The organism is Mesorhizobium sp. WSM4313 (genome assembly GCF_002294725.1).
Classification (GTDB): Bacteria; Pseudomonadota; Alphaproteobacteria; order Rhizobiales; family Rhizobiaceae; genus Mesorhizobium.
In genome coordinates, this window is record NZ_NSFT01000003.1 from 425,876 (window position 1) to 452,479 (window position 26,604).

Annotated in this window: 25 protein-coding genes and 2 pseudogenes; 12 read left to right on the plus strand and 15 right to left on the minus strand. The window is 63.7% G+C overall.

Annotated features, from left to right (window positions below; genetic code table 11):
- Positions 1 to 143: 143 nt before the first annotated feature.
- Together CK219_RS09905 and CK219_RS09910 are read right to left on the minus strand one after the other, a co-directional pair.
- Positions 144 to 1,454 carry a hemolysin family protein gene (locus CK219_RS09905; protein ID WP_095766567.1) on the minus strand — a complete coding sequence of 437 codons (1,311 nt, stop codon included), beginning with the start codon at positions 1,452 to 1,454 and terminating at the stop codon, positions 144 to 146.
- A 171-nt stretch (positions 1,455 to 1,625) separates the two neighbouring features.
- Positions 1,626 to 2,333 carry an LssY C-terminal domain-containing protein gene (locus tag CK219_RS09910; RefSeq protein ID WP_095766568.1) on the minus strand — a complete coding sequence of 236 codons (708 nt, stop codon included), beginning with the start codon at positions 2,331 to 2,333 and terminating at the stop codon, positions 1,626 to 1,628.
- A gap of 160 nt (positions 2,334 to 2,493) precedes the next feature.
- Between CK219_RS09910 and CK219_RS09915 the strand changes: the two genes are divergently transcribed.
- Positions 2,494 to 3,165 (plus strand): gamma-glutamylcyclotransferase, encoded by a 672-nt coding sequence (locus CK219_RS09915; protein ID WP_348628331.1) that lies wholly within the window; start codon positions 2,494 to 2,496, stop codon positions 3,163 to 3,165.
- A 1-nt stretch (position 3,166) separates the two neighbouring features.
- On the opposite strand, the gene CK219_RS09920 is transcribed toward CK219_RS09915, so the two are convergent.
- The 3 genes from CK219_RS09920 to CK219_RS09930 form a co-directional block, all read right to left on the minus strand.
- Positions 3,167 to 3,997 carry an extensin family protein gene (locus CK219_RS09920; protein ID WP_095766569.1) on the minus strand — a complete coding sequence of 277 codons (831 nt, stop codon included), beginning with the start codon at positions 3,995 to 3,997 and terminating at the stop codon, positions 3,167 to 3,169.
- A gap of 136 nt (positions 3,998 to 4,133) precedes the next feature.
- Positions 4,134 to 5,123 (minus strand): extensin family protein, encoded by a 990-nt coding sequence (locus CK219_RS09925; protein ID WP_245340429.1) that lies wholly within the window; start codon positions 5,121 to 5,123, stop codon positions 4,134 to 4,136.
- A 132-nt stretch (positions 5,124 to 5,255) separates the two neighbouring features.
- A complete protein-coding gene (locus CK219_RS09930; protein WP_095766571.1) occupies positions 5,256 to 5,681 on the minus strand; it encodes a DUF3775 domain-containing protein in 426 nt (141 codons plus the stop codon).
- Positions 5,682 to 5,859: 178 nt separating this feature from the next.
- Here CK219_RS09930 and CK219_RS09935 point away from each other — a divergent pair, with 178 nt between their 5' ends.
- Together CK219_RS09935 and greA are read left to right on the plus strand one after the other, a co-directional pair.
- Positions 5,860 to 6,396 carry a tetratricopeptide repeat protein gene (locus CK219_RS09935; protein ID WP_095766572.1) on the plus strand — a complete coding sequence of 179 codons (537 nt, stop codon included), beginning with the start codon at positions 5,860 to 5,862 and terminating at the stop codon, positions 6,394 to 6,396.
- A 260-nt stretch (positions 6,397 to 6,656) separates the two neighbouring features.
- Positions 6,657 to 7,130, plus strand: coding sequence for a transcription elongation factor GreA (gene greA / locus CK219_RS09940; protein WP_095766573.1), 474 nt, complete (start codon positions 6,657 to 6,659; stop codon positions 7,128 to 7,130).
- A 140-nt stretch (positions 7,131 to 7,270) separates the two neighbouring features.
- On the opposite strand, the gene waaC is transcribed toward greA, so the two are convergent.
- The 3 genes from waaC to rfaD are packed head-to-tail and all read right to left on the minus strand — an operon-like array spanning position 7,271 to position 10,172.
- Positions 7,271 to 8,245, minus strand: a complete 975-nt coding sequence (gene waaC / locus CK219_RS09945; protein WP_095766574.1) for a lipopolysaccharide heptosyltransferase I — start codon at positions 8,243 to 8,245, stop codon at positions 7,271 to 7,273.
- The gene (waaF, locus tag CK219_RS09950; RefSeq protein WP_095766575.1) at positions 8,242 to 9,249 is read right to left on the minus strand and encodes a lipopolysaccharide heptosyltransferase II; all 1,008 of its coding nucleotides are present in this window, start codon (positions 9,247 to 9,249) and stop codon (positions 8,242 to 8,244) included. The genes waaC and waaF overlap by 4 nt, the downstream gene beginning before the upstream one ends.
- Positions 9,222 to 10,172: an ADP-glyceromanno-heptose 6-epimerase gene (rfaD, locus tag CK219_RS09955; RefSeq protein WP_095766576.1), complete on the minus strand. Its 951-nt coding sequence runs from the start codon at positions 10,170 to 10,172 to the stop codon at positions 9,222 to 9,224. The genes waaF and rfaD overlap by 28 nt, the downstream gene beginning before the upstream one ends.
- 163 nt (positions 10,173 to 10,335) lie before the next feature.
- Here rfaD and CK219_RS09960 point away from each other — a divergent pair, with 163 nt between their 5' ends.
- From CK219_RS09960 to CK219_RS09980, 5 genes are all read left to right on the plus strand, one after another.
- The gene (locus tag CK219_RS09960; protein WP_210199996.1) at positions 10,336 to 10,794 is read left to right on the plus strand and encodes a thioesterase family protein; all 459 of its coding nucleotides are present in this window, start codon (positions 10,336 to 10,338) and stop codon (positions 10,792 to 10,794) included.
- A gap of 63 nt (positions 10,795 to 10,857) precedes the next feature.
- The gene (locus tag CK219_RS09965) at positions 10,858 to 11,490 is read left to right on the plus strand and encodes a LysE family translocator (RefSeq protein WP_095766577.1); all 633 of its coding nucleotides are present in this window, start codon (positions 10,858 to 10,860) and stop codon (positions 11,488 to 11,490) included.
- A 152-nt stretch (positions 11,491 to 11,642) separates the two neighbouring features.
- A complete protein-coding gene (rfaE1, locus tag CK219_RS09970; RefSeq protein WP_095766578.1) occupies positions 11,643 to 13,127 on the plus strand; it encodes a D-glycero-beta-D-manno-heptose-7-phosphate kinase in 1,485 nt (494 codons plus the stop codon).
- 7 nt (positions 13,128 to 13,134) lie between these two features.
- The gene (locus CK219_RS09975; protein ID WP_095766579.1) at positions 13,135 to 13,707 is read left to right on the plus strand and encodes an SIS domain-containing protein; all 573 of its coding nucleotides are present in this window, start codon (positions 13,135 to 13,137) and stop codon (positions 13,705 to 13,707) included.
- On the plus strand, positions 13,700 to 14,329 hold the full coding sequence (locus tag CK219_RS09980; protein WP_095766580.1) for an HAD family hydrolase: 630 nt from the start codon (positions 13,700 to 13,702) through the stop codon (positions 14,327 to 14,329). The genes CK219_RS09975 and CK219_RS09980 overlap by 8 nt, the downstream gene beginning before the upstream one ends.
- Positions 14,330 to 14,398: 69 nt before the next feature.
- On the opposite strand, the gene CK219_RS09985 is transcribed toward CK219_RS09980, so the two are convergent.
- Entirely contained in the window at positions 14,399 to 14,875 is a 477-nt protein-coding gene (locus CK219_RS09985) for an Lrp/AsnC family transcriptional regulator (RefSeq protein ID WP_040989590.1), read from the minus strand.
- Between the two features lie 266 nt (positions 14,876 to 15,141).
- On the opposite strand from CK219_RS09985, the gene trxB reads away from it, so the two are divergent.
- Together trxB and CK219_RS09995 are read left to right on the plus strand one after the other, a co-directional pair.
- Positions 15,142 to 16,116 carry a thioredoxin-disulfide reductase gene (gene trxB / locus CK219_RS09990; protein ID WP_095766581.1) on the plus strand — a complete coding sequence of 325 codons (975 nt, stop codon included), beginning with the start codon at positions 15,142 to 15,144 and terminating at the stop codon, positions 16,114 to 16,116.
- A 71-nt stretch (positions 16,117 to 16,187) separates the two neighbouring features.
- The gene (locus CK219_RS09995) at positions 16,188 to 17,084 is read left to right on the plus strand and encodes a LysR family transcriptional regulator (RefSeq protein WP_095766582.1); all 897 of its coding nucleotides are present in this window, start codon (positions 16,188 to 16,190) and stop codon (positions 17,082 to 17,084) included.
- Between the two features lie 146 nt (positions 17,085 to 17,230).
- On the opposite strand, the pseudogene CK219_RS10000 reads toward CK219_RS09995, so the two are convergent.
- The 3 genes and pseudogenes from CK219_RS10000 to CK219_RS10010 all read right to left on the minus strand — a co-directional run bounded on the left by CK219_RS10000 (position 17,231) and on the right by CK219_RS10010 (position 21,739).
- Positions 17,231 to 17,726: pseudogene (locus CK219_RS10000) on the minus strand (isoprenylcysteine carboxylmethyltransferase family protein).
- 784 nt (positions 17,727 to 18,510) lie between these two features.
- Positions 18,511 to 20,559, minus strand: a complete 2,049-nt coding sequence (locus CK219_RS10005) for an elongation factor G (protein ID WP_095766583.1) — start codon at positions 20,557 to 20,559, stop codon at positions 18,511 to 18,513.
- 322 nt (positions 20,560 to 20,881) lie between these two features.
- Positions 20,882 to 21,739, minus strand: a complete 858-nt coding sequence (locus CK219_RS10010) for an alpha/beta hydrolase (RefSeq protein WP_095766584.1) — start codon at positions 21,737 to 21,739, stop codon at positions 20,882 to 20,884.
- Between the two features lie 107 nt (positions 21,740 to 21,846).
- Between CK219_RS10010 and CK219_RS10015 the strand changes: the two genes are divergently transcribed.
- Entirely contained in the window at positions 21,847 to 22,440 is a 594-nt protein-coding gene (locus CK219_RS10015) for an isoprenylcysteine carboxylmethyltransferase family protein (protein WP_245340430.1), read from the plus strand.
- Here the strand turns inward: CK219_RS10015 and CK219_RS10020 are convergent.
- Both CK219_RS10020 and CK219_RS10025 read right to left on the minus strand, forming a co-directional pair.
- Positions 22,395 to 22,808, minus strand: a pseudogene (locus CK219_RS10020) (aminotransferase class I/II-fold pyridoxal phosphate-dependent enzyme); the annotation flags it as partial. The gene CK219_RS10015 and the pseudogene CK219_RS10020 sit on opposite strands and share 46 nt — an antisense overlap.
- A gap of 114 nt (positions 22,809 to 22,922) precedes the next feature.
- The gene (locus CK219_RS10025) at positions 22,923 to 24,452 is read right to left on the minus strand and encodes an EAL domain-containing protein (RefSeq protein WP_095766586.1); all 1,530 of its coding nucleotides are present in this window, start codon (positions 24,450 to 24,452) and stop codon (positions 22,923 to 22,925) included.
- 298 nt (positions 24,453 to 24,750) lie between these two features.
- Here CK219_RS10025 and CK219_RS10030 point away from each other — a divergent pair, with 298 nt between their 5' ends.
- Complete coding sequence (locus tag CK219_RS10030) at positions 24,751 to 25,146, plus strand: cupin domain-containing protein (protein ID WP_095766587.1); 396 nt, start codon at positions 24,751 to 24,753, stop codon at positions 25,144 to 25,146.
- A gap of 63 nt (positions 25,147 to 25,209) precedes the next feature.
- Here CK219_RS10030 and CK219_RS10035 read toward each other — a convergent pair whose 3' ends face one another.
- Entirely contained in the window at positions 25,210 to 26,412 is a 1,203-nt protein-coding gene (locus tag CK219_RS10035) for a pyridoxal phosphate-dependent aminotransferase (RefSeq protein WP_095766588.1), read from the minus strand.
- Between the last annotated feature and the right edge of the window lie 192 nt (positions 26,413 to 26,604).

Here is a 26,604-nt window from a genome sequence, read left to right on the forward strand (position 1 = left end):
ATCGAAACGCTATCTGCGCCTTCTCTATGCAGCGACCCTGTACGGTCGGGGGCGGCAGCTTGTTCGTGGGCCTGCCGAAAAGCAGACTGGGCGCCTCCCGCCGCAAAGCTGACGGCGAGTTGGTTACCACATAAATTTCGTTCTCAGCGCGCCACAGGGCGGTGGCCGTCGGGCAGGCGGGTGGCGATCAGCTTGTCGATGCGGCGGCCGTCGAGGTCGACCACCTCGAAACGCCAGCCTTGCGCGTCGACGCATTCGCCGGTGGTCGGCAGATGATGCAGATGCGACAGCACATAGCCGGCGACGGTCTCGTAGTCGCGGTTTTCGGGCAGGTCGATGCCAAGCACCTCGGCCATCTCGTCGGCCTGCATGTAGCCGGCGAGCAGCCACGAGCCGTCATCGCGCTTGACGGCGTTTTCCTCCTCGCCGGCCTCGAGGTCTGAGCGGAACACGCCGGTGATGGCTTCGAGGATGTCGGCCGGCGTGACGATGCCTTCGAAATGGCCGTATTCGTCATGAACGAGCGCCATCGGCACGTCCGATTCCCTCAGCTTCTGCAGGACGTCGAGCGCGTCGGCCTGATCATGCACGATGGGGGCGGCGCGCACATGCTGGCGCGGATCCAGCACCCTGCCGGCGAGAAGGGCGGCCAGCACGTCGCGCGTCTGGATGACGCCGACCATGGCGTCGACATTGCCGTCGCCGACGGGCAGGCGCGAGTGCTGGGTATCCATCAGAAGCTTTTTGACCGTGGTCTCGTCGGACTGCAGGTTCAGCCAGTCGACCTCGGTGCGCGGCGTCATGACGGCGCGCACGGCGCGGTCGCCGAGACGCATGACGCCGGCGATCATGCGGCGCTCATCGGATTCGATGGTGCCGTGATGCTCGGCCTCGGCGACCAGCATCTTGATCTCCTCGTCGGTGACCTTCTCTTCGGTCTCACCGGCCTGCCCAAGCAGCCACAGAACGGCTCGGCCCGAGAGGTCGAGCAGGAAGACCAGCGGCGCCGAGAAGGTGGCGAGGATGGTCATTGCCGGCGCGGCTCTGACCGCGACGCGCTCCGGATCCTTGAGCGCGATCTGCTTCGGCACCAGCTCGCCGACGATGAGCGAGGCATAGGTGATCAAAGCGACCACGATGCCGACGCCGACAGGATCGGCGATGTTTTCGCGGATGCCGGTCGACGCCAGATATTGCGCCAGCCTTTCGCCGAGCGTGGCGCCCGAAAAGGCGCCGGAGAGAACGCCGACCAGGGTGATGCCGATCTGCACCGAGGACAGGAACTTGCCGGGGTTAGAGCCGAGCGCCAGCGCGCGGCCGGCGCCCCTGACGTTGCGGTCGATCATCGCCTTGAGGCGGGCGGGCCGCGACGAGACGATGGCTAGCTCCGACATCGACAAGAGGCCGTTCACCAGAATGAGGACGGCCACGACGGCGATTTCAACATATAGCATGGGCGGTCAATAGCATTGCTGCAGTGCGTTCGAAAATAGCCCGCGGGTATTTTTGGAACATGACAGGCGCGCTGTTCAGGCGGCATCCCAAAGCGGCGCCGAAAAATGCCCGACAAACGCGTCGACCACGACGCGCACCTTCGGCGTCAGCGCGCGCGTGACAGTGCGCCGTCACTGCTGCGTCTTCAGAACGCCGATAATGGCCATGCCGTCGGTGAAATAGGGGTCGCCGCCGCCATTGCGTCCGGCCTTGGTGGCGCCGATCCCGGGTATCGCGCTGGTGGAGGCCAGCAGGTCGGCGGCCCTCAGATCGCCGATCAGGAAGTCGCGCTCCGCGTCGATGTCGGGGCCGATATGGTGGGTGACGGCGCCGGTATCGTGGCTGAGGCCGACGCCGCGGTCGAAGCTCGCGGCGCCCAGCCAGAGCGGGCGGCCGTCGTCGCCCACCGTGTCCGTCTGCCAGAAGCGGACGTGGTGGCGCCGGTCGGCGCTGTCGCCGACCGGCTTCTCGAAGGCCAGATCCTGGGCTCGGCCCTCAAACAAAAGGCGGCTCATCGGCGCATCGGGATAGGGGCGGGAAAACAAGACGCTTTCGCCGATGTCGATCGCGGTCCGCAGCGTCACGGCATCGGCCGTGTCCCAGCCCGCGACCGCGAAGGCGTGGACAACTTCCTTCTCGGTGCCGACAAGGCCGACATTGATCGGGTCGCCGGGAATGCCCTGCGGCGTATGCGTCACCATCTCGAAGGGCCGGGTGCGGAAGCCGCGCTCCCGCCAGGTCCAGAATTCCGGCGCGGCGAGATAGGCGAGCATCACGTAGAAGGCGCAGAAAGCCGCGATCCAGATCACCGCGCGTCGTCTCAAACTTCTGTGGCTCATGAACGCCGCTCGATCCCGTGTGGCATGTGTTGCCCGACAATCACGGGAAATCAATGGCCAGCGATCTGGAGACCGTCTACCATCGATTATCGTTTGACGGGGGTGCGGCGAATGGAACCGACAAAGACAGGCCGCGGTAAAATGGCGCTGACTGCCGAGCTTGTCGCGAGGGTCGAGCGCATGGAGCCGGATCCAGGTCCCCGAGCCCGGAACAAGCGAGCATAGCGACGCTGAATTTGACGGTCTGGCCGAACAGCTGCTTGCGCAATATCGGCCTGAGACGCTTTGGGTCTTTGCGTATGGCTCGCTGATCTGGAATCCAGAGTTCATCTATGAAGAGCAGCGTCAGGCGACGGCACTGGGTTGGCACCGCTCATTTTGCCTGAAGCTGACACGCTGGCGCGGAACGCCTGAATTGCCGGCGCTGATGCTGGCGCTCGACCGGGGAGGCAGCTGCAACGGCATCGCCTATCGGCTGCCGGCGGAGGACCATCTGGGGCAGATCGTCCAACTGCTTCGTCGCGAAATAGATGCGAACCCGCCGACCAACGTGCCATGCTGGATCAAGCTCCGGACCAGGGACGGGCCATTGCGTGCGCTGGCTTTTGTCGCCGCGCCCGAGGGCAGGGCTTATGCCGGCAGGCTGGCGTTGGAGCAGGTTGCGCACACGCTGGCGCGCGCCGCCGGGCATTGGGGCTCCTCGGCGCAATATCTTTTCCGGACGGTCGCCAAGCTGGAGGAAAGCGGGATCCGCGACAGAAACCTTTGGCGTATCCAGGATCTGGTCGCCCGGCAGATCATCGCTTCGACTGAAGCCCAACGGCAAGGCTGATCTAGCGGCAGGCGCGGTAACCGCTTTTGCGGTTCTTGATGTCGAAATGGAAATGGTTGCGGTGGTCGTAATTGTAGCCTGGGCCGAGCACCGTGGTGAAATACTCGCAGCCGTCGGCGCGCACATTGTTGAGGAAGCCGCGCGTGCGGAAGGCGAACAGGCCGGGCTTGCGGACGTCGATGTCGTCGCCATTGTTGAGCTCGATGCTCATGACGTCGAGGGCGTTGCCCTTGCCGTGCTCGGACAGCACGCCTTCGCCGGCGATGTTGCGGCAGGAATAGCTGGAACCCTGGTGGATCGCCTTGACGCCGGAGAAATAGCGCCAGCGGGCAGCCGGCTGCAGCTCGTTCTTCGTCCAGGCGGCAAAGGTTGCGGCCATGTTGCAGGTCAGCGTCGCCGCGGGCGTCATGGCGACGTTGCCGATGGCCGAGACTTTTACCGGATAATCGATGCCGCACCGGCCCTCATGGATCGGCTGGACGTCCTGATAGACGACTCCCATCCGCCTCAGCTCGTTGCGGCAGTCGATCTCGCTGGCCGGCATCTGCTCGAGAGGCGACATCGGCTCGTCCATGCGCGGATAGGCGGCCTGCGTCATATAGGGGTTGGACGGAACAAGACGCTGCATGCCGGAATATTGCGGCGCATCGGGCTGCGGCACGGCTGCCGTCTGGCTGCCGACATCGACGGCCGGCTGCAGCGCAAAGACGTCGCCGGTCGTGCAGGCCGATATCGCCGCCATGGCGACGCCCGCGGCCAGCCCGGCGATCGTGATGCGCGCACGCTTGCTCCGTCGCGCCGCTGCCAGCATAGCGCCAAGTCTTCGAGCCATTGAAAGGCGTCCTTGTCCCCGAATGGCACAAGATTAACCGCCAACAGTAAAGGAAAGATCAGCGCCGGCATTCACGCATGGGGCGGAATTGCGGCGCTGTGCTTGGCTTGGCACGGGCAAGACTTCCGGAATTCACCTATTGGCAGAAGGTTCCGCCGTGGCGGCGCGGTTCCAGGTCCAGATGGAAATGCAGCGCGTGGTCGGGATCGGCGCCTGGTCCGAGCACCGTCTTGAACGGCCCGCAGGCAGCCTTGCGCACCGCGTCGAGGAATTTTGCGTCCTTCTCAGGCGGCGCCGGCCCGACCTCGATCTTCCTCCCGTCCGACAAGGTGAAGCTGGCGATGTCGAGCGCGTTGCCGAAGGCGTGTTCGGACAGTTTGCGGGTTCCGTTGCGCGGGCGGCAGACAAAGGCCGAGCCCTGGTCGATCGACTTCAAATCGGCGCCGAGCTCGGCCTTTGCCGTGGGTTGGACGATTTCGGCCATGAAGCGTGCCGCCGCCTCGGCCATCTGGCAGTTGAGCTCGGTGCCGGGACTGATGCCGATGGACTTGCCGAGCGTTTTCAGAATTATCGGATAGGGGATCGAGCAGCCGATTTCCGCATCGTGCTCGGCCTTGTGCTCCTCGAACTCGACGCCCAGAGCCTTCAGCCGCTCGCGGCACGCGGTTTCTTCCGCCGGCATCGTTTCGGCCGGCATGTCGGCCGAGCGCGGATCGGGAAGCATCTTTTCCTCGCCCGGCGGTTCGGGTTTCTCCGCTGGCTGCGGCGCGGTTTCCGGCGGCTCCGGCTCCAGTTCGGTGGGCTTCTGCGGGGGCGTCGTCACGACATCCGGCGTCTGCGGCTCGGCTTCCGTCCGCGGCGCAGATTGAGCGCTCTTCGAACGCGGCGGACGGGCGTCCCATTTCGGATGCGATTTCTGCTGGTTGAGGAAGTCGTCGCTGCCGTCCGCGCGCGGCTTGCCTTGCCCGGACTTCTCAGTGCCGTTCTCCAGGTCCTGCGGACGCGATCCTGGAACCGGGGTCGCCGGCGGCGTTTCCGGAGCCGGAGCGGCGCTCTGGCTGGCCGGCGGCAGATGTCTTTTATGCCGATGATGATGCTTGGCTATGGCCGGCGTAACCAGCAACATCGCAGCCGCCACAGGCAGCGCCAATCTGCAAAGTCGTGAAAGGCTCAGCGTTGCCATCGCCCGGAAACGGCGGTCGCGGTGCGAAGTTGCCTGTATCGGCTGCCTTGCCGATCACAATCGGTTACCGGCGCGTTACGCGCCGATGGCTTCAAGGCCTTCCTCCAGCCAGTCGGCAAGCATCGGCAGCCCGAGCAGATATTTGGCCACGCGCTTCCTGGGGCGCTCCCTGGCGGCGGCCACCGCGTCCGTCCATTCGGATGCCTCATAGTCACCGCGCCCGACCCAGGCGAGCGCGATGAGCTCGGCCGCTTCGTCGATATTGAGATCGTTGATCAGCTCGCGCAATTCTTCCCCGGTCAGGTCTTCCGAGGCTTCCTCGACCAGGCCGTCATGATGGTGGCTGTCATGCGTGTCGCCGTCGAACTCGACCTCGTGCTCAGCGCCGTCATCATAGTCCTCGTTGACGGCAGCACTCAGCGCCTTCGCCTTGAGGATGAACAGGCGCACCGTGTCCGGATCGATCGAAAGTTCCCACTCCTTCTCGAGGCGCTGCTGCACGGTCCTTCTCCACGTGATGCGCTTGGTCCGATGATAGCGGAATTAAAGCGCGCGTCACGTCCGTAGCTATCGGCTTCTGTCCGGCCCGTTCAAAATAGTTCGGTAGTCGCCCGCATTTCGGGATGAAACCGCGCCAAGGCGGCGTTAATCTGGCATTGTCACACTCACGGAGGCTTCGATGCGCAGACGTTTGCTTGTTCAGGTCATGGCTATTGCGGCGCTGCCGCTGTTCGTTGCGCCGGCTTTTGCGGCTGGTGAAGGCGGCAGCAGCGGTGGCCAGACGACCACCACCTGCAAGAAGGGCGAGGTCTGGGACAAGAAGAAGAACAAATGCGTAAAGCCGCAATATGGCATGCTGGACGACGACAGCATCTACGAGGCCGGTCACGATCTGGCGATGGCCGGACGCTATGACGAAGCGATCTCGGTGCTGACGCTCGCCGCCAACAAGCAGGATCCGCGCATCCTCAATTATCTCGGCTATTCGCACCGCCATTCGGGCCGCGTCACGGTCGGTCTCGGCTATTACGAGGAAGCGCTGCGGATCGACCCGAATTACACGCTGGTGCGCGAATATCTCGGCGAGGCGCATCTGCAGATCGGCGATCTCGCCGGCGCGCAGCAGCAGCTCCAGGAAATCGAAAAGCGGACCGGCAAGGGCTCGCGCGAATACGGCATGCTGTCCGAGCAGATCGATCATTTCCTGAGGAGCTGAACAGGGCTCGAAGCCTCTCGAACCGGCTGCGGGCAATCGCAGCCGGTTTTTTATTGCTCGCCGTCAGCCGCGGACCCGCGAAAGCGGTGATCATTTTGCCGAACTTCAATTTTTGGGCGTGAAAATCGCGCAAAGATCGCTATATTCAGGGAAATTGTGGTGAGACGGTTCCGTTAGCCCGAGGCTGCCGGACCGTTTTCTTTTTGTACCTATTGACAAGGTCCCTCCCGAAACGGGGGTGGCGGCAGAAAGGTCAGGCTATGATCAAGGTCCCGATGACAGGCGAGGGGTTCGCGTCATTGAAGGAAGAACTTCGCTGGCGCCAGCAGGAGGAGCGGCCTCGCATCATCGAGGCGATTTCCGAAGCGCGCTCGCATGGCGACCTTTCCGAAAATGCCGAGTATCACGCGGCGAAAGAGTCGCAGAGCCTCAATGAAGGCCGCATCAACGAGCTCGAGGATCTGATCGCGCGCGCCGAGGTCATCGACGTCTCCAAGCTCAGCGGCGACAAGGTCAAGTTCGGCGCGACCGTCGTGCTCGTCGACGAGGACACCGAGGAAAAGAAGACTTATCAGATCGTCGGCGACCAGGAAGCGGACGTGAAGTCGGGCCGCATCTCGATTTCATCGCCGATCGCGCGTGCATTGATCGGCAAGGAAGTCGGCGACGCCATCGAGGTCAATGCTCCGGGCGGCGCCCGAGGCTACGAGATTGTCCAGGTGCAGTTTATCTGAGGACCTTTTGATAATTCTACTCTGGCGGCCGACTAGCGTAGTTTTCTGCGCTTCCGGTGCTCACGTACTTTAAGTACGCTCCGCTCCGGTTCTCGAAAACTACGCCATTCGACTCGCCAGAGCGAATTCTGAAAAAGTCCTCACGCTGGCGCCTTTGAACTGAGCGCCAGCAGCCGCTCAGCCTCCACCATCACCTCAGCCGGCGTGATCCTGCCGCCCGCAGGCGCAAGCAAGGTCGATGCGAAAGGCCCGCGCGGGCCGGTGAGACCTGGCTCCGTCGCCAGGAAAATGGCGACCGTCGGCCGGCCGAAGGCGCTGGCGAGGTGGGTGAGGCCGGTGTCGGCGCCGATGACCAGCGCCGCGCGGCCAAGGATCGCGGCGACATCCGCGAGCGGCGATTTCGCAACCAACACCGTCCCTGGCACCGCACTGGCAACGGCTTTCGCCACATTCTTTTCCGCCTCATTCGACCAGGTGACCACTGGTGTGAACTGCCGGTCGGTCAGTCGGCGCGCGGTTTCGATCCAGTCCTCGACCGGCCATTTCTTGTCCTCGCGGCTGGTGCCGTGCAGCAGGAAGGCGGTCTGCCCGTCGATGCCAGGCAGGTTGCCCGCCGGCAGCACGATGCCTGAGCGAAGCGTCAACAGGTCGGGCTGATAGCCAAGCGCCAGCCCGAACAGCCGTCTGGTGCGCTCGATGGCGTGCAGGTCGCGCGGCACCGCATATCTGTGTCGATAAAACAGCGTCGCCGACGGCTCGCGGGCGCTCGCCCGATCGAAGCCGGCAATCGGCGCGCCGGCCTGGATCGCGACCAGGGCCGATTTCAATAAGCCCTGCGCATCGATGACCAGATCGTAGCGGGAGGCGCGGAGCGCTCCGCGCAGTCCGGTCATCTCGCGCCACGTGGCTCCGTCGAGAAGCCGCTTGCGCCAGCGCCGGACCGCCACCTTGTGAATGGTGCCGATCGCCGGATGCAGAGCCACGATACCGGCAAACGGTTCCTCCACGCACCAATCGAAATCTATATCGGGGCGATTGCGCACCGCGTCCTCGATGGCGGCAAAAGTGTGGATGACATCGCCCATCGACGATGTCTTGACGATCAGCACCTTCATGCCGCTGCCGGAACCTTGAGCAAGCGGTCGGCCGCGGCGGTGACGCGCGCGACATCGAGCGTGTTCAGGCAGTTGAGATGGCCAAGCGGGCAGACCTTCTTATGGCAGGGCGAGCAGGACAGATGCAGCCAGATCAGCTCGGAACGCTCGCTGAGAGGCGGCGTGTTGTCCGGCGAGGTCGAACCATAGACGGCGACGATCGGCGTGCCGACGGCGGCGGCGACATGCATCAGCCCGCTGTCATTCGAGACCGCAAGCTTCGCCGCGGCGATCAGATCGATGGCGTCCTCGAGGCGTGTCTTGCCGGCAAGGTCGACGGCGCCCGGCGCAAGGGCTGCGATCTCGCCGGTCACGTCGGCATCGTTCTTCGAGCCGAGCAGCGCGACGCCCAAGCCCTTGGCCCTCATGTCCCGGGCCAGCCCGGCATAGCGATCGCTCGGCCAGCGTTTTGCCGGGCCGAATTCGGCGCCGGGCATGAGCGCCACGAATTTCTTCCCGGTCAGCCCGAAGCGCGCCAGCAGATCGGCCTGATTGGCCTTGTCGACGGTAAGACGCGGCGCGCGAAAAGTGCCGCCGCGCGCCAAGCCGAAATAGGCGCGCGCCGTACGCCGTTTCAGGCTTTCCGGCAGCGGCACGACATCCGTCAGCAGGCCGTAGCGCATCTCGCGCAGATTGCCGACGCGATGTGGGATGCGGGCGAAGAACGGGATCAGCGCCGATTTCCAGCTCCCCGGCAGCACATAGGCCATGTCGTAGCGGCCGCGCAGCAGGCGGCCGAAGCGCCTGCGGCTGCGGAACTCGAGCGCTCCCGGCATCAAAGGAAAGTCGATCTGGCTGCGTATCTCAGGCATGCGCTTGACCAGCGGGGCCGCCCAGGCCGGCGCCAGCACATCGATGGCCGCGTTCGGATGTTTTTCCTTCAGCGCCGCAAACAGGCACTGCGCCATGACCATGTCGCCCACCCAGCGTGGGCCGATCACGAGGATCGTTGGGCCTTCAGCCATTCGACATAGTCCCTGACGCCGGTTTCGACTGTGCGGAATTGGCCATTGTAGCCGGCCGCGCGCAAGCGGGACATATCAGCCTGCGTGAAACTCTGGTAGCTGCCCTTGAGATGGTCGGGGAAGGGGATGAATTCAATCTCGCCCTTGCCCAGGGTGTCGATCACCGTCTCGGCAATCGCCCGGAACGGCTGGGCGCGGCCGGTGCCGCAATTGAAGATGCCGCTCGCGCCGCGCTTCCACAGCCACAGATTGACGTCGGCCACATCGCCGACATGAATGAAGTCGCGGCTCTGCTCGCCGGGTCCGAAGTCGCCATAGGCGCCGAACAGCTTCGGGTTTTCGCCACGCTCGACCTGGTTGAACAGATGGAAGGCGACCGAGGCCATGGCGCCCTTATGCGCCTCGCGCGGCCCATAGACATTGAAATAGCGCAGGCCCGCCACTTGCGAATGATCGGTATCGAAGACGTTGCGGCGGACGTAGTCGTCGAACAGCTTCTTCGAATAGGCATAGACGTTGAGGGGACGCTCGAACTCGGGCTCCTCGCGAAACTCGCTGCCGCCGCCATAGACCGAAGCCGACGAGGCGTAGAGGAAGGGCACGCGCAGCTTCAGGCAGGCATGCAGCAGCCGTTTCGAATAGGCGTAGTTCACCTCCATCATGAACTTGCCGTTCCACTCTGTGGTGGTCGAGCAGGCGCCTTGATGGAAGACGGCTTCGATGCGACCGAGCGCGCCGTCCTCGAGCCGGGCGAGAAAATCATCCTTGTCGAGATAGTCGGCGATGCGAAGGTCGGCAAGGTTGGCGATCTTGTGGCCGTCGGTGAGATCGTCGACGACGACGATGTCATCATGGCCCTCGGCATTGAGAGCGGCGACGATGTTGGAGCCGATCATGCCGGCGCCGCCCGTGACGATGATCATGCTTTCTTCAGCCTCGCTCCGTTGCCGATTCCGGCCCTTATAGGGGAGGTGGGCTGGGCTGTCGATAAAGCTCGCCAGCCGCGGGTACGACGAACGTAGGGATAGATCGGCGGAAGGGCTTTCGGGATAAGCTGCTTGCGAGCACCGCGGCGAAAGGCCGCCGGTGCGGGTCCTTGCTCGTGGTGCAACAGTGACGTCCGATCTAAAGCCCGGCCTCCGCCGTCGTCAAATCCTGCGGGTCGATGACACCCTGACGGTGCCTGCCATGACGCCCGCCTTTGCGGGTTTTGGCGACATGCCACCGGTTTTCGCCACCGCCTTCATGGTCGGCTTCATTGAATGGGCGTGCATCGAGGCCTTGCGCCCGTTCCTTGGCAGCCCCGAGAGAACCGTCGGCACCCATGTCGACGTCAGCCATGTCGCCGCCACCCCCGTCGGCATGATGGTCACCGCCGATGTCGAGCTTGTCGCCGTGAAAGGGCGAAAATTGCGCTTCAAGGTGTCATGCACCGACGAGGGCGGACTGATCGGGGAAGGTCTGCATGAGCGCGCGGTGATCGACCATGACAAGTTCATGGCGCGTGTCTTGACCAAATCCGGGCAGACAGGTTCTTTGTCATAGCGAGGCCGCAAAGCTACGGCTTCAGTTCGGCCTTCGCCACCTGGCGTAGCGTGAGGGAACAAGATGCCGTCGACCGAACTGCTCATCGCTTTTTTCGCCACCACCGCGGTCTTCGCCTATATCCCTGGCCCCGCCATGCTCTACGCCGCTGCGCAGACAATGGCGCGCGGGCGCTGGTCTGGGCTGACGGCGGCGCTCGGCATCCATCTCGGCGGCTATGTGCATGTCTTCGCGGCCGCTGCCGGCCTGTCGGTGCTGTTTCACGCCGTGCCGCCGCTGTACCTTGCGGTCAAGCTCCTCGGCGCGCTCTACCTGATCTGGCTCGGCGTTGCCATGTTCCGCAAACGGGCGGACGACGATACGGCTCTGCCCGCCATCGCGCGGAAATCGGTCCGCCGCGCCTTTTTCGAAAGCGTCACCGTCGAGGTGCTCAATCCCAAGACGGCGATCTTCTTCATGGCGTTCCTGCCGCAATTCATCGATGCTTCGGCGGCGTTTCCGGTCTGGCTGCAGTTCGTCGTGCTTGGAACCATCGTCAACCTGATGTTCTCCTCCGCCGACGTCATGTGCGTATTCCTTGCCGGCGCGATGATAGCGCGGCTGCGGCGTTCGGGACGCGCGCAGCGCCTGATGCAGCGAGCGGGCGGCGCCGTGCTGGTCGGCCTCGGCGTCCACGTCGCCCTGCAGAGGAGCTGATTGCCAACCCGGCTCCGGCTAAGGTCCGCGCCGGGCTGCCGTTGCGCTCGCCCGAATTGCGGTATATCGGCATCGCTTTGAACAGCCCGCGCCACAATTCCGGCGCTGAAACCTAATCAAGTCCGGCCGTCTTCAGGCATAGCTCGAGCGAGATGATCAAGCACCATCTGCCTTCTCCGGAACCTTTGCATCGCACCATCGCCCGCTTCGGCGACGTCACCGTGCTGGTGGTGGGCGATTTCATCCTGGACCGTTTCGTCAGCGGGGTGATCGAGCGCATCTCGCCGGAAGCTCCCATTCCCGTGCTGCATGGAAAGGGCGAGGCGTTGAACATCGGCGGCGCCGGCAATGTCGTCTCCAACATCGTTTCGTTGGGCGCGGCCGCCATTCCCGTCTCGGTGATCGGTGCCGACCAGGCCGGCGACAATCTGATGCGCATGCTCAGCGAGATCGGCGTCGATACCGACGGGCTCCTGCAGCGCCAGGACCGCATGACCTCTTCGAAAAGCCGCTTCAGCGCGCTCAACCAGCAGGTGCTGCGGTTCGACGAGGAAGAGATCAAGCCGCTCACCGGGGCCGAGCGGGCGAAGCTCATCGATCATTTCCAGGCGGCGCTTGGCCGCGCCGACATCGTCATCCTCTCCGATTACGGCAAGGGCATCCTGCTCGACAGCGTCGCCGGCGAGCTGATCGCGATCTGCCGAGATGCCGGCAAGCCGGTGCTGGTCGATCCGAAGGGACGCGACTATGCGCGCTACGCCGGCGCCACGGCTGTGACGCCGAACCGCAAGGAGCTTGGCGAGGCGGTCGGGCGCAAGGTCTTCGGCGATGACGAGATCGTGGCGGCGGCGCGCGACCTGATCGCCACGCATGATTTCGAGTTCATCGTCGCCACGCGCAGCGAGAAGGGCATGAGCGTGGTCTCCGCCGAGGACGCCCGCCACATTTCCACCCAGGCGCGCGAAGTCTTCGACGTCTCCGGTGCCGGCGATACAGTCATCGCGAGTTTCGCGCTGTCGCTCGCCGCCGGCGCCGACCGGGTGCATGCCGCGGTCATCGCCAACGCGGCCGGCGGCGTGGTGGTCGGCAAGCGCGGCACGGCGCGGCTCAACGTCGAGGAGCTATCCGGCGCGCTGTTCCGCTCGCACGGGCCGACCGGCCATCAGGACGCCATCCTCGATTTCAATGCCGCGGCCAGGATGGTCGCTGCCTGGAAGGAAGAGGGGCTGACCGTGGGCTTCACCAATGGCTGCTTCGACATCCTGCATGCCGGCCATGTCAGCCTGCTGCATGCCGCGCGCAGCCAGTGCGACCGGCTGGTGCTCGGTCTCAACAGCGACGCCTCGGTGCACCGGCTGAAAGGGCCGGGGCGCCCGGTCAACAACCAGCATGACCGCGCCTGCGTGCTGGCGGCACTTGCCTCTGTCGATGCGGTCGTCGTCTTCGAGGAGGACACGCCGCTGAAGCTGATCGAGGCGCTTCTGCCGGACATTCTGGTCAAGGGCGCGGATTACACGGTCGAGACCGTGGTCGGCGCCGATGTCGTGCAGAAGGCGGGCGGGCGCGTGGTGCTGGTCGATCTCGTCGCCGGCAAGAGCACGACGAACACGATCGGCAAGCTGCGTGCCGCAAACTGAGGATCTCATGTCCGATTTGAACGACTACCTGGTCCGCTCCGCGGCGGCTATCTCGGCGATGGTCGAGCGCGACCTCACCGATGAGATGGAGCGCGCGGTGAGCACCGTGGTGACGGCGCTGTCGCAAGGCAAGGCGCTGCTGATCTGCGGCAATGGCGGCTCGGCCAGCGACGCCATCCACATCGCCGGCGAGCTGGTCGGCCGCTTCCTGAAGGAGCGCAAGGCCTATAACGTCATCGCGCTGCCGGCCAACGCCGCGGTGCTGACCGCCTGGGGCAATGATTACGGCTTCGACACCGTGTTCTCGCGCCAGGTCGAGGCGCATGGATCGGAAGGCGCGGTGCTGCTCGCCATTTCCACCAGCGGCAATTCGCCAAGCATCCTTGCCGCCGCCGAGCAGGCGCGGGCGATGGACATGACGGTGATCAGCCTGACCGGCGAGACCGGCGGCAAGCTCAAGCCGCTGACCGATATCCTGCTCAACGTGCCGTCGACGTCGACGCCGATCATCCAACAGGGGCATTTGTGCCTCTATCACCATCTGTGCGAGGCTGTCGAAGCGCGTCTCAGCAATGGCTGAGAGCGAAGGCTTTCCGCTGGCCGAGCCGGGCCTTTGGATCGAGCGGGTCGGTGACAGGACGTTTCCGGCCGGCCGGCCGGCGCTGTTCCTCGATCGCGACGGCACCATCAATGTCGATACCGGCTATCCAGACTATCCGGCGACCATGGTGCTGCGCGATGGCATCGCGCCGGTCATCGAGGCCGCGAACGTGCGCGGTATTCCGGCCATTGTCATCACCAACCAGTCCGGCATCGCGCGCGGCTATTTCGGCTGGGACGCGTTCGCGCGGGTCAACGGGCGCGTGCTCGAGCTGCTGGCTGAGAAAAATGCCTTCGTCGACATGGTGCTGGCCTGCGCCTATCACGAGGCCGGCAGGGGCGCGTTGGCGGTTGCCGATCATCCGATGCGCAAGCCCAATCCGGGCATGCTGCTGGAGGCGGGGCGCCGCCTCGGCCTCGATCTCAGCCGATCGCTGATCGTCGGCGACAAGCCGGCCGATATGGAAGCCGGCCAGCGCGCCGGCCTTGCGCGTGGCTGGCTGGTGGACGGCGACGGCTCGACGATAGGCGGGTTTTCGGTTTCGCCGTTGCGCGGCGCCACGGACCTTGAGGGACTGCTTGCCGCGATACGGTCGCTCTGATCGCGGATTGATTCAAAACCCTACGCTAAGCCCTTTGTTTGCGCAGGCGAATTTCCGGAAGCCGGCACATTACGTTGGAAAAGCGACAAGCCCTTCATCCTTGACCCGGCGGATGGTCAGCGCGGTGCGTACCGTGTCCACATTCGGGGCCGACGCCAGTTCCTCGATGACGAAGGTTTGGAAGGTGCCGAGGTCGCTCGCCACGCAGTGCAGCAAGAAATCGGATTCGCCCGAAACCATCCAGGCGTCGCGCACGATCGGCCAGCCGCGCGTGCGCTCGGCGAAGGTCTTCAGCTCGGCATCGGCCTGATGATGCAGGCCAATCAGGCAGAAGGCGACGACATCCATGCCGAGCGCCGGCGCGTTCAGCAGCGCGCGGTAACCGCGGATGATGCCGGCCTCTTCCAGCCGCCTGACACGGCGCAGGCAGGGCGGCGCCGAAATGCCGACCCGGTTGGACAATTCGACATTGGTCATGCGGCCGTCGCCCTGCAGCTCGCGCAGGATCTTCCAGTCGATGGCATCGAGATCGGCTTTGAGCGGCATGGATGGCTTTCGCGCAAGAATCTTTCGTGGTTTTGTAATTTGGTTTCGCCTGGGAGACCATCCCTTTACGATGATTTTCTTTTGATGGTGAGCCCAGAGCCGCGCATATCTCCGGACGGCATGCATCGGTGAGGGCGGCGATATGGCCCGATATACGGGGAACGAAGCTTTCCGGGGACGAAAGCCAACTTGCCTTGCTGGTCTCACGGGCAACACTTACATTAAGCCCAACAAAACCACGGCTTCGCGCCGCAGGGGACTTTTTCATGAACACCAAACATGCGCCCGTTCTCATCATCGGTTCCGGCCCGGCCGGCTACACGGCGGCGGTCTATGCCGCGCGCGCCATGCTGAAGCCGATGCTGGTCGCCGGCCTGCAGCAGGGCGGCCAATTAATGATCACCACCGACGTGGAAAACTATCCGGGCTTCGCCGATCCGATCCAGGGTCCGTGGCTGATGGAGCAGATGCTCAAGCAGGCCGAGCATGTCGGCACCGACATCATCAACGACATCATCACCGAGGTCGATCTCAATGTGCGGCCGTTCCGCGCCACCGGCGATTCCGGCACCGTCTACACCGCGGACGCCTTGATCATCGCCACGGGCGCGCAGGCGAAGTGGCTGGGCATCCCGTCGGAGCAGACCTTCATGGGCTTCGGCGTTTCGGCCTGCGCCACCTGCGACGGCTTCTTCTATCGCGGCAAGGACGTCGCGGTGGTGGGCGGCGGCAATTCGGCGGTCGAGGAAGCGCTCTATCTGTCGAACCTCGCCAAGAGCGTCACCGTCATCCACCGGCGCGGCGATTTCCGCGCCGAGCGCATCCTGCGCGAGCGGCTGCTCAAGAGGGACAATGTCCGCGTCATCTGGGACACGGTCGTCGACGAGATCACCGGACGGCCGGGAAAGGCGCCGCTGCCGCCCTCAGTCGAGGGCTTGACGCTGCGCAACGTGGTGACCGGCCAGGAATCGAAGCTGCCGGTCGACGGCGTGTTCGTCGCCATCGGCCATGCGCCGGCGGTCGAGCTCTTCGCGGGCAAGCTGAAGCAGAAGCCGAACGGCTATCTGTGGACGGCGCCCGATTCCACCCGCACCGACGTGCCCGGCGTGTTCGCCGCCGGCGACGTCACCGACGACGTCTACCGCCAGGCGGTGACGGCGGCCGGGCTTGGCTGCATGGCGGCGCTCGAGGCGGAAAAATATCTGGCGGGCATCGAGGTTCACCGCGAAGCGGCGGAATGACAATCGGCTGAAAAGAGCCGTTTAAAAGCCTGATTTTTCATTCAGACGCCAAAGGCAACGCGAGGGGAATCATGGCGCTGGACTGGGACAAGCTACGCGTATTTCACGCAGCGGCGGAGGCTGGGTCGTTCACCCATGCCGCCGAGACGCTGCATCTGTCGCAATCGGCCATTTCGCGGCAGGTCAGCGCGCTGGAGCACGATGTCGGCGTAGCACTGTTCCACCGCCATGCGCGCGGCCTGGTGCTGACCGAGCAGGGCGAGATGCTGTTCCGCACGGCGCATGACGTGCTGATGAAGCTGGAAACCATCAAGACGCGGCTCACAGAGACCAAGGATCGGCCGTCGGGCGTGCTCAGGGTGACGACTACGGTCGGCCTGGGCGCCGGCTGGCTGACCGAGCGCGTGCAGGAATTCATTGAGCTCTATCCCGAGATCAGCCTGCAGCTGATCCTGGCCAATGAGGAGCTCGATCTCACCATGCGCCAGGCCGATTGCGCGATCCGGCTGCGCCAGCCACAGCAGCCCGACCTTATCCAGCGCCGGCTGTTCACGGTGCATTTCCACCTCTATGCGGCGCCGTCCTATATCGCCAAGTTCGGCAGGCCGGCCTCGATCGCCGAGCTCAGGAACCACCGCATCGTCACTTTCGGCCTGCCGGTGCCCTCGCATCTGTCGGAGCTGAACTGGCTGGAGACGGTCGGCGATTTCGAGGGCGGGCAGCGGGTGCCGACGCTGCAGATCAACGACATCCTGTCGATCAAGCGGGCAGTGCAGGGCGGCGCCGGCATCGCCATGCTGCCGGACTACGTGATCAACAAGGACACGAACCTGGTGCAGCTGCTGCCGGAGACCGAGGTGCCGTCCTTCGACACCTATTTCGCCTATCCCGACGCGATGAAGAACCAGGCGAAGCTGCACGTGTTTCGCGACTTTATCATCGCCAAGGCGCGCAGCTGGTCTTACTGAATGTTCAGGTGAGGCCTGCCTGCGAACGGCAGGCTCCTGCGCTTCCGGTACTCACGTACTGAAGTACGCTCCGTTCCGGTTCTCGGAGCCTACCGTTCTCGACTCGGCCTGACCTGAATATCGGCACCCCTCTCGGAAAGGGCGGCTTATCCGCGCCAGGGTTTCAGGCGCGGCAGCCAGCCGGGCACGGCGCGGCGGTAGACCTCGTATTCTTCGCCATAGCGGTTGGCGAGCGTCGGCTCTTCATAGAGCTTGACGAAGGAGATCATCGCCGCCGCGGCGATGAGGCCGTAGGCCAGCACCGCCCAACTCGAAAAGATCAGCGCCTGGCCGAGGATGATCGACAACACCGCCACATACATGGGATTGCGCACATGGCGGTAGACGCCGCCGACGATCAGTTTCTCGGTCGGCGCCACGGGAGCGGGCGTGCCCAGACCCTCGAGGGCAAAGCGGGCGAAGGCATGAAGCAGGATGGCGGCCGCTCCGATCACAAGAATCGAGCCCACAGCCACGAAGCCAGGCAGGGCCGACAGAGGTTTGCGATAGTGGTCGGTCAGCAGCCACGGCCAAGCCGGCGACGACGCCCGGCGCTGCGACTAGGAACAGCGCGCTGCCGGCGATTGCTGAAAAAGTTCGCATCATCGGTCTCCTGCCGTAAAAATAAACTCGACCTGCCGAAATCGACATCATTTCGCCGACTCGCATATTTCTGAGCAAAATCGGCTCGGTTTGCTTTTAAGCAGTCGCTTTAGCGCCTGAAACGCGCCGGAATCGGCGACTTTTCTGGTCCTATGGCTTCGAGGAACAGGTTGGACCACAGCCTACGTCTTTTTGCATGCGTGTGTTGCAAAATAGATGCTTGTTTCTTGGGCATGATGAGCACATATATAGTCGTATCTCCGGGGCGCGTTCTCCTCCCATTAGCGCCCTCGAGTGTTCCCCTCTGGAGGTTAGCCTTAATCGGCACTTCCAATCAAACTCAGCCGGATCTTTATTGATCCGGCTTTTTTGTTGCCCGCATGCCTTCGAGCCGGCAAGAAAACGACTGAATCCACCGCGTAACAGTGACATGTAACATCGGGTAACATGTCGCAGACCCACTCTATCGTTTAAGTAGACGATAGGACGCGGTTGGTCGGTTCGGGAGATGGGGGCATCACTCGAAAGACCGGGCTCAGGCAAGCACCGCGTCCGAACCTTTTTACGGATGCGGCGGGCCAGCCGTTGCCTCCCAGGAGAACGGTCCGCAATAGGAACGGCGTCCGGATCATCCGGACGCCGCTTTCATATCTCCAACAGAAGCCTGCCAGCAGGTCGACCTGCTCGTGCGTTTCACCGTTTCACGGAAACGGCGAACCGCACTATCTCCTTGTTCTTTCGCAATTCCGCACGGAAAACCGCTCACACTTTTCCCGGAATTGCTCTAGGCCGCTTTGCCGTTGGCGTTCATCGCTTCGTCGGCCAGCCGGCCGGTGAGCTCGGCCATGTGATCGAAAGTGGCCTTGTAGCTGGCGACGCCGGCAGTGGCCGAGCGCAGCTCGATGATCAGGTCACCGATCTCGGCCTGCGGCATGGTCGCCTCGACCACGTCCCAGCCCGGCCAGTCCGGCCTTGCGTCATAGCCGAGGATCTGGCCGCGCCGCTGCGGGATCAGCGCGATGATCTTCGAGGTGGCATCCGAGGGCGTGACGATCTCGACCTTCATGATCGGCTCAAGCAGGACCGGCGAACAGGCGGCCATGCCTTCCTTCATCGCGAGCTTCGCCGCCATCTGGAAGGCCATGTCGGAGGAATCGACCGCGTGGTAGGAACCATCCGACAGATTGACGGCGACATCGACGACCGGAAAGCCGAGCGGGCCTGTCTTCAGATAGTCGCGAATGCCGGTCTCCACCGATTGGATATAGGTTTTCGGCACCACGCCGCCGGTGATGGTGTCGGAGAACTGGAAGCCGGACCCGCGCGGCAGCGGCTTGATCTCGATCACCACGTCGCCGAACTGGCCGTGGCCGCCGGACTGCTTCTTGTGGCGGCCACGCTGTTGCGCCGATTTGCGGATCGTCTCCCGGTAAGGCACCGCCGGGGTATGGCCCTCGATCGGGATCTGGTTCTTGCCTTCGAGGCGCTCGCGCACCACGCGCAGATGCATCTCGCCGTGCCCAGACAGGACGGTCTCGGCGGAATCCTGGTTGTGGCGCAGGCTGAGCGATGGATCTTCCTCGGCAAGCCGCTGGATCGCCGCCGACATCTTGACCTCGTCCTTGCGCTCCTTGGGGCGAAGCGCGAAGGCGAAGACCGGCTGCGGCGGCTCCAGCGTGACCAATGGCCGGATGCCGCCCTTGGCCGAGCTCAGCGTCTGGCCGGTCTTGACGTTGTCGAGCTTGCCAAGCGCAACCGTGTCGCCCGCCTTGGCGGATGTCAGCTTCGACTGGTCCTTGCCGAGCATCCTGTAGATGCCGGAAACCTTCGCCGTGTCGCCGTTGGAAAGGAAGAGCTCGGCTGCGTCGGCCAGTTGGCCCGAGAGCACGCGCGACACCGAAAGCTTGCCGCCATGCGCGGTGTGAATGGTCTTCATCACCTGCACTACCGTCTGGCCGTCCGGCGCGCCAAGGCGCTTCCGCGTCGCCTCGACATCCGGCGCGTCATGGCGGATGGCTTTCAACAGGCGCAGCACGCCGTTGCCCTTCTCGGCCGTGCCGATCAGCACCGGCGTCACCGCGCCGGCGCGCAGATCGGCCGAGAGATCGTCGAAGATAGCGTCCTTCGGCGGCTCGATCTCCTCCAGCAATTGCTCCATCAGGTGATCGTCATGATCGGCGAGCGTCTCCAGCATGGAGAAACGGGCTTCCAGCTCGCGCGCCTTGTCGTCGTTCGGGATCTCGGCAACCTGGCTCTCGGCGTATTCGCGATAGATGTAGGCGCGTTCCAGCGCCAGATCGATCGAGCCGATGACGATGCCGTCCTTGCGCACCGGAATCTGGCGCAGCAGCAACGGTACCGTGCTTGCCGGCTGCAGCATCTTCAGCGTCTCGCGCACGCCCGCGACCGCCTTGTCGACCTTGTTGAGGAACAGGATGCGCGGAATGGCGAGATCGTCGAGCTTGCGCATGATGAGCTGCAGCGCCGGGATCTTCTTCTCATCGGCCTCGGCGACGACGACCGCGAGGTCGCAAGCGGCAAGCACGGGTTCGGCCTCGAAGGCAAATTCGATCGAGCCGGGGCAGTCGACGAAAGTGATCTGCTCGCCCATGAAATCGGTGGTGGCGAAGGTCGCCTCGACGCTCATGGCGTGGGCGCGTGCCTCCGGCGAATGGTCGGAAACGGTGTTGCCCGATGAAACTGGTGACTGGCGGGGAATGGCGCCCGTGCGGGCGAGGATGGCTTCGAGAAGTGTCGTTTTACCGCTTGCGAAGGGACCGACTATGGCAATGCATTTCGGTCCCGTGCGTCGTCCTCCGGCGCGAGTACCCATGGCTGAACCTCCACTCAGGCGTTTCCCAAGAGAGCGATCAGCAAAAGTGGAAACCGGTTTGCGTCCGATCGCACCCTATGCAGAGCGGCGGCCGGCCTGTTCGGCCGTCGCGGGCGGGTTTTCACCTCTTCCCAAAACCATCGTCACACGGGTTTGTCGGGAGGGCAAGAAAAATAGGACGTTCGCCGGCTTGGGTTTCGTCAGGTCGCGATTTCCTGTTTGTCAGCCCGTGAGGGCAAGACCGCAGCCGCTAAAAGCCAAGCCGGCACCGGCCAATTGGGCCGTCCGCGAGAAGCCGGAATCGGAAGATGTCAATAAAGGCTCAGCCGGCCTCAGTTCGGCGCACCGGCATGACTGCGCTCTGCTTCACTACCTTCTCGGCAAAGCGTGACAGCAGCGGATTGAATAGGTCCGGCTTTTCCCAGAAAGGTGCATGGCCGGCGCCGGATATGACATGGCACCGTTCCCACAGCGAGGCGTAGGCCACTGTCTCGAAGTAGCTCAGCCGCACGAGCGGGTCATGCTCCCCATTGATCACCGCGACCGGGAAGGGGGCATTCTCGACCACCTGCTTCTGGTCGGCGCCCTTGCCGGCAAACATGCCGAATGCCACGCCCGAGCGCAGCCTGCCGTCGGTGCGCCTTATGGCCTCGCGGAAAGACGGACTTGCGCTGCCGCCGAAGCAAAACGCCTCAAAGCGCTCGATGTCGCGTTCGGAGTAAACTTTCTTGGAGGTGAGCAGCATGTCCCAGTTGGCATGAAAGCCACGCAGCATGCCGAGCGGCCCCCTCGACACCGGCGGCGCCCCGGTCAACACCAGACCGTTCACCGCGTGATGGAAGCTGGCAAGTTCAATCGCTACATGGCCGCCAAGCGACCAGCCGAAGATGATGGCGTGGCCGATGTTGAGGGCATCGAGAAGGCGGGCTGTGGTCTGGGCGAGGCCGGTGATCGTATAGGTTGCGGCCGGGTCGCGAGCATCGGAGGAGTCGCCATGGCCGGGAAGGTCGAAAGCGATCAGCCGGTGGGCATCGGCGAGCGGACTGTCGAACTGACGCGCAAAGACGGCGCGCGAACTGCCCGAGCCGTGGATCATGACGATGGGCATGCCGGAACCAGACGACTGGCTGAGGCGCAAATCAGCCTGCGGCGTACGGATTGTGTGGTCAGTGACGCTCATGCTGGATTAGATCCTCGGATGTGGCTGGTGGCCAACATCGCATCCGGGGCTCTATATCTTCTTTAAGCATGTGGTTAAGAGAGGGTTCCTGGAAATAAGCGGCCGGCGTGGCTACCGGCTGGATGGCAGCACCGGCGGAAACCCCCACGATGGAACCACTCCTCGATCTTCTTGTCTCGATTTGCAGCATCGCGACCATTGGCCAATATGTCTGGTCGATGCGGGCGCATTTCCAATTGCAGGCCATGTTTCCAGGCGCCATGGTGATTTCGGCAGCGGTGATTGCTACGACTTTTTTCTTTCTCGCCATCCTGTGGATCCAATCGCAGCCGGTTCCGGCAAAACTCGCCGGGCTCGCCGTCGAACTGGCAAGCTCTGCCCTCTTCTGGTGGGCGATCGTCACCTCGCGGAAGGCGCGGCTGCACTTCGCCTTCGCGCCCGATAATCCGCACAGCCTGCTGACCGGTGGCCCCTACCGCTACATCCGCCACCCTTTCTACTCGTCATACATCATCTTCTGGATTGGATGGGGGATCGCGACCTGGTCGATCTGGGCGATAGTGCCGGTCGCTGGGATCGCCGTCCTCTATGTGGTTGCGGCGCTGGGCGAAGAAAAGAAGTTTTCGCGTACGCCATTGGCGGGCGATTACCAGGCCTATCGCGGTCGAGCCGGCCTGTTCTGGCCGCGACTGGGGTGGTAGCCGACACAGGGCAGGGATTCTCCCCAATGGAAGGATTGCCAGATGCCGCCGCAGATCGCCACCATTTCGGGATAGCTCACCCCACAGGGGCGCGGGATGACGACCTCGTCGCCCGGGTTCAGCGTCGCCATGAAGGCGTTGAACAGGATCTGCTTGCCGCCAGCGCCGACGATGGTCTGCTCCGGCCGGTAATCGAGATTGTCCTCGCGCTTGAATTTTTTCGCGATCGCCTCGCGCAACGGCACGATGCCGGAAACCGGCGGATATTTGGTCTCGCCGCGGCGGATCGCCTCGATCGCCGCGTTCTTGATGTTGTCGGGCGTATCGAAGTCCGGCTCGCCGGCGCCGAGGCCGATCACGTCACGACCGGCATTTTTCAGGGTTTCACCTCTTCCCAAAACCATCGTCACACAGGTTTGTCGGAGGGCAAGAAAAATAGGACGTTCGCCGGCTTGGGTTCAGCAGGCCGCCATTTTTGCTTGTCAGGCTGTGAGGGCGAGCGGTTCGCGGGCGGCGGCACATAACGCGCTTGCCTTGTCGCGCGGCGCCGGCCTGCCGAAGAAATAGCCCTGGAAGCGGCTGCAGCCGGCCGTCCGGGCAAGCGCGAATTCCTCCGCGGTTTCGACGCCTTCCGCGACGATGGCGATGTCCTGGATGCGGGCGATCTGCGCAAGCGCAGACACGAAGATCTGCGCCACCTGGTCGTGGGCGAGGCTGCGGATATAGGAGCGATCGATCTTGACGCTGTCGATGGGCAGCGACTTCAGGTAGTTGAAGCCGCAATGGCCGGTGCCGAAGTCGTCGAGGGCGATGTGGAAGCCGAGGCCGCGCAGTGCCTCGAGGCGCCTGAGAACCTCGGGCGTCGCGGCCGTCGCCACCGTCTCGGTGATCTCGATGATGAACTGCGACGCGGACCGGCCGGTCTCGCGCAGGACCCGGTCGCACATCGTCACGATCTCGTCGCGCTTCAGCTGCTCGCCGGAGACGTTGATCGAGATGCGCCGTCCGGGAAAATGCCCGATATCGGCGCAGGCCCGCTTGAAGACCCATTCGCCGATCATGTCGATCAGCGTCGAACGCTCGGCGATCGGGATGAATTCCGACGGCGAGATCAAGCTGCGCACGGGATGACGCCAGCGGATCAATCCTTCCAGTGCGTCGACCGAGCCGTCGGGATCGACGATCGGCTGGTAGTGCAGTTCCAATTCGCCGAGATAGATTGCGGCGCGCAGCTCGCGTTCCACCAGCCGGCGATAGCGTTTGTCAGACAGCATCTCCTCGTCGAAAACGGTGACGCGGCCGCGGCCGCCCGCCTTGCTCTCGTAGAGCGCGAGATCGGCCAGCAGCATCAATTCAGTGCCGTTCGAAGCGTGCAACGGCGCGAGCGCGACGCCCACCGAGATCGACAGGGGAATGATCTTGCCTTCATGTCTCTTGCCGGCCCGCATCGCATGCAGCAGCCGGCGCGCGTCCTTGCCGATACTGGCGACGTCGCCATGCGGAACCATGATGCCGAACTCGTCGCCGCCGAGCCGGCCGATGACGCCGTCCTCGAAGATGCGCTGCGCTTCCGCGACCAGATGCGCCAGCGCCAGATCGCCGAACTGATGGCCGAATGTATCGTTGAGCTGCTTGAAATGATCGAGGTCGATCAAAAGCAGGCTTGCCTGGCGGCGATTGCGCGAGCCGCTCAGCCAATCGCCCAACGCTTCGATGAAGTAGCGCCGGGTCATGGCGCCTGTCATGGCATCGACAGTGAGGAAGCGATGCTTCTCGGCCTCGGCGTCCGCCGCCGATTGCAGGCGCTGGACGATGTTCGAGCGCATATATATCAACACCAGAAGCGCCAATAAGGTCGAAGTCACCGACACCGCGAGCGCGCCGGCGCGGGAGGCGTTCTCCGTCAGCGCGAAAGCCGCAAGCCCGGTGGTGGCGATGCTCATCACGAGCAACGCCTGGATGCCGCGATAGATACGGCCGCTGTGATCTTTGATTGTCGCCAAGATACTCATGTCCGCGCCCCCACAGCACGCGACATGGCTAGGACCTCAGCCGTTAAGAAACGCTGAGCTTGGCCGCTGCCTGGATCTATTCCTTTGCCGCTGAGTGGAGATCGCGATTTTATGGTTTAAAAGCAACTGTTTGTGACAGTTCTCTGACATTCTAATGCTGCAATCCGCCCGCTGCGCGAATGAGAAATCGAGGTTGCCGCCCGGCAACGGCTCAAAGCCAGTTGCAACGGTCTCCCGACGAGGTGAAACTACCGCGTGAGACGCCGGGCGGGGCGCTTTGTTCGAGAGGATCTGAACGATGAAGCTCATTGCGTGCGGCAGCGTGCCGACGATCATCGCGCCGGAGACATATTTCACCGGGCGGGTGCTGCAGACGCCGATCATCGAGAAAGAGGCGCCGGCGCGGCTGAGGGCGACGCTGGTCAGCTTCGAGCCCGGCGCGCGCACCCATTGGCACACGCATCCGCTTGGACAGACGCTCTATGTCACCGCCGGCGCCGGCCTGGCGCAAAGCTGGGGCGGCCCCGTGCAGAAGATCAGGGCAGGGGATGTCGTTTCCTTCGCGCCGGGCGAAAAGCACTGGCATGGCGCCGGCCGGAAAACCGCCATGACACACATCGCCATGCAGGAGGCGCTGGACGGCGTCCACGCCGACTGGCTGGAGCAGGTTTCCGACGAGCAATATGGCAGCTGATCGGCGTCCAGGAAAAACCCGGCGCGGCGCCGGGTTTTTCTTGCTGGCCGGCCGGGCGGCCGATCAGGTCAGCGACGCGGTAAAGCGCTGGATGCGCGTGCAGGCTTCTTCCAGCAAGGCATCCGACGTGGCGTAGGAGATGCGGAAGTTCGGTCCGAGGCCGAAGGCCGAGCCGAACACCACCGCGACACCTTCGGCCTCCAGCAGTTCGGAGCAGAAGGTCTCGTCATTGTCGATCACCTTGCCCGTCTTGGTCTTCTTGCCGATCAGCTGGGCGCAGGACGGGTAGACGTAGAAGGCGCCTTCCGGCGACGGGCAGGAGATGCCGCGCGCCTGGTTGAGCATCGAGACCACAAGGTCGCGCCGGCCCTGGAAGATCGCCTTGTTCCTGGCGATGAAATCCTGCGGTCCGTTGAGCGCCTCGACCGAAGCCCATTGCGCGATGGTGCAGGCGCCCGAGGTCTGCTGGCCCTGGATCATGTCCATCGCCTTGATCAGCGGCACCGGGCCGGCGGCATAGCCGATGCGCCAGCCGGTCATGGCATAGGCTTTCGATACGCCGTTCATGGTCAGCGTGCGCTCATAGAGGTTCGGCTCGACCTCGGCGATGGTTTTGAAGACGAAATCGCCATAGGTCAGGTGCTCATACATGTCGTCGGTCAACGTCCAGACATGCGGATGCCTGAGCAGCACGTCGGCCAGCGCCCGCAGCTCGGCCTCCGTGTAGGCGGCGCCCGACGGGTTTGACGGCGAGTTCATCAGCAGCCATTTGGTCTTGGGCGTGATCGCCTTTTCCAGCACTTGCGGCGTGAGCTTGAAGCCGTTGTCGATCGAGGTGTCGGCGAACACCGACGTGCCGCCGCAGATCGCCACCATTTCGGGATAGCTCACCCAGTAGGGGCGCGGGATGATGACCTCGTCACCCGGGTTCAGCGTCGCCATGAAGGCGTTGAACAGGATCTGCTTGCCGCCGGTGCCGACGATGGTCTGCTCCGGCCGGTAGTCGAGATTGTTCTCGCGCTTGAATTTTTTCGCGATCGCCTCGCGCAGCGGCACGATGCCGGAAACCGGCGGATATTTGGTCTCGCCGCGGCGGATCGCCTCGATCGCCGCATTCTTGATGTTGTCGGGCGTATCGAAGTCCGGCTCGCCGGCGCCGAGTCCGATCACGTCACGGCCGGCATTTTTCAGCTCGCGCGCTTTCTGCGTCACCGCGATGGTCGCGGAAGGCTTAACGCGGGAAAGGGCGTCGGCGAGAAAGGCCATGACGAAGTGTCTCCTAGGAAAAGCGGCCAGGAGCGGCCGCGGCGCCTCTCATGTCGCATCATGGCGCGGAGCGCAAGCATTGTGCGATGAGCCAGAGGTCAAGGAGGCGTGACCAAAGTCAGCCTGCGTGAGCGGCAACGCTAAATTCATCAACGGCCGGTAAACCCTTGGCTGGCAGGATCGCAGATCGGA

Excerpts from the sequence above, each read along its gene's own strand:
- CK219_RS10025 (WP_095766586.1), bottom strand. The coding sequence starts at position 24,452 with ATGAGTATCTTGGCGACAATCAAAGATCACAGCGGCCGTATCTATCGC.
- CK219_RS09975 (WP_095766579.1), top strand. The coding sequence starts at position 13,135 with ATGTCCGATTTGAACGACTACCTGGTCCGCTCCGCGGCGGCTATCTCG.
- CK219_RS09935 (WP_095766572.1), top strand. The coding sequence starts at position 5,860 with ATGCGCAGACGTTTGCTTGTTCAGGTCATGGCTATTGCGGCGCTGCCG.
- CK219_RS09910 (WP_095766568.1), bottom strand. The coding sequence starts at position 2,333 with ATGAGCCACAGAAGTTTGAGACGACGCGCGGTGATCTGGATCGCGGCT.
- rfaD (WP_095766576.1), bottom strand. The coding sequence starts at position 10,172 with ATGATCATCGTCACGGGCGGCGCCGGCATGATCGGCTCCAACATCGTC.
- CK219_RS10010 (WP_095766584.1), bottom strand. The coding sequence starts at position 21,739 with ATGAGCGTCACTGACCACACAATCCGTACGCCGCAGGCTGATTTGCGC.
- greA (WP_095766573.1), top strand. The coding sequence starts at position 6,657 with ATGATCAAGGTCCCGATGACAGGCGAGGGGTTCGCGTCATTGAAGGAA.
- CK219_RS09965 (WP_095766577.1), top strand. The coding sequence starts at position 10,858 with ATGCCGTCGACCGAACTGCTCATCGCTTTTTTCGCCACCACCGCGGTC.
- CK219_RS10005 (WP_095766583.1), bottom strand. The coding sequence starts at position 20,559 with ATGGGTACTCGCGCCGGAGGACGACGCACGGGACCGAAATGCATTGCC.
- CK219_RS09995 (WP_095766582.1), top strand. The coding sequence starts at position 16,188 with ATGGCGCTGGACTGGGACAAGCTACGCGTATTTCACGCAGCGGCGGAG.
- waaC (WP_095766574.1), bottom strand. The coding sequence starts at position 8,245 with ATGAAGGTGCTGATCGTCAAGACATCGTCGATGGGCGATGTCATCCAC.
- CK219_RS10035 (WP_095766588.1), bottom strand. The coding sequence starts at position 26,412 with ATGGCCTTTCTCGCCGACGCCCTTTCCCGCGTTAAGCCTTCCGCGACC.
- waaF (WP_095766575.1), bottom strand. The coding sequence starts at position 9,249 with ATGGCTGAAGGCCCAACGATCCTCGTGATCGGCCCACGCTGGGTGGGC.
- rfaE1 (WP_095766578.1), top strand. The coding sequence starts at position 11,643 with ATGATCAAGCACCATCTGCCTTCTCCGGAACCTTTGCATCGCACCATC.
- CK219_RS09980 (WP_095766580.1), top strand. The coding sequence starts at position 13,700 with ATGGCTGAGAGCGAAGGCTTTCCGCTGGCCGAGCCGGGCCTTTGGATC.
- CK219_RS09905 (WP_095766567.1), bottom strand. The coding sequence starts at position 1,454 with ATGCTATATGTTGAAATCGCCGTCGTGGCCGTCCTCATTCTGGTGAAC.
- CK219_RS09925 (WP_245340429.1), bottom strand. The coding sequence starts at position 5,123 with ATGTTGCTGGTTACGCCGGCCATAGCCAAGCATCATCATCGGCATAAA.
- CK219_RS09920 (WP_095766569.1), bottom strand. The coding sequence starts at position 3,997 with ATGGCTCGAAGACTTGGCGCTATGCTGGCAGCGGCGCGACGGAGCAAG.
- CK219_RS10030 (WP_095766587.1), top strand. The coding sequence starts at position 24,751 with ATGAAGCTCATTGCGTGCGGCAGCGTGCCGACGATCATCGCGCCGGAG.
- CK219_RS09985 (WP_040989590.1), bottom strand. The coding sequence starts at position 14,875 with ATGCCGCTCAAAGCCGATCTCGATGCCATCGACTGGAAGATCCTGCGC.
- trxB (WP_095766581.1), top strand. The coding sequence starts at position 15,142 with ATGAACACCAAACATGCGCCCGTTCTCATCATCGGTTCCGGCCCGGCC.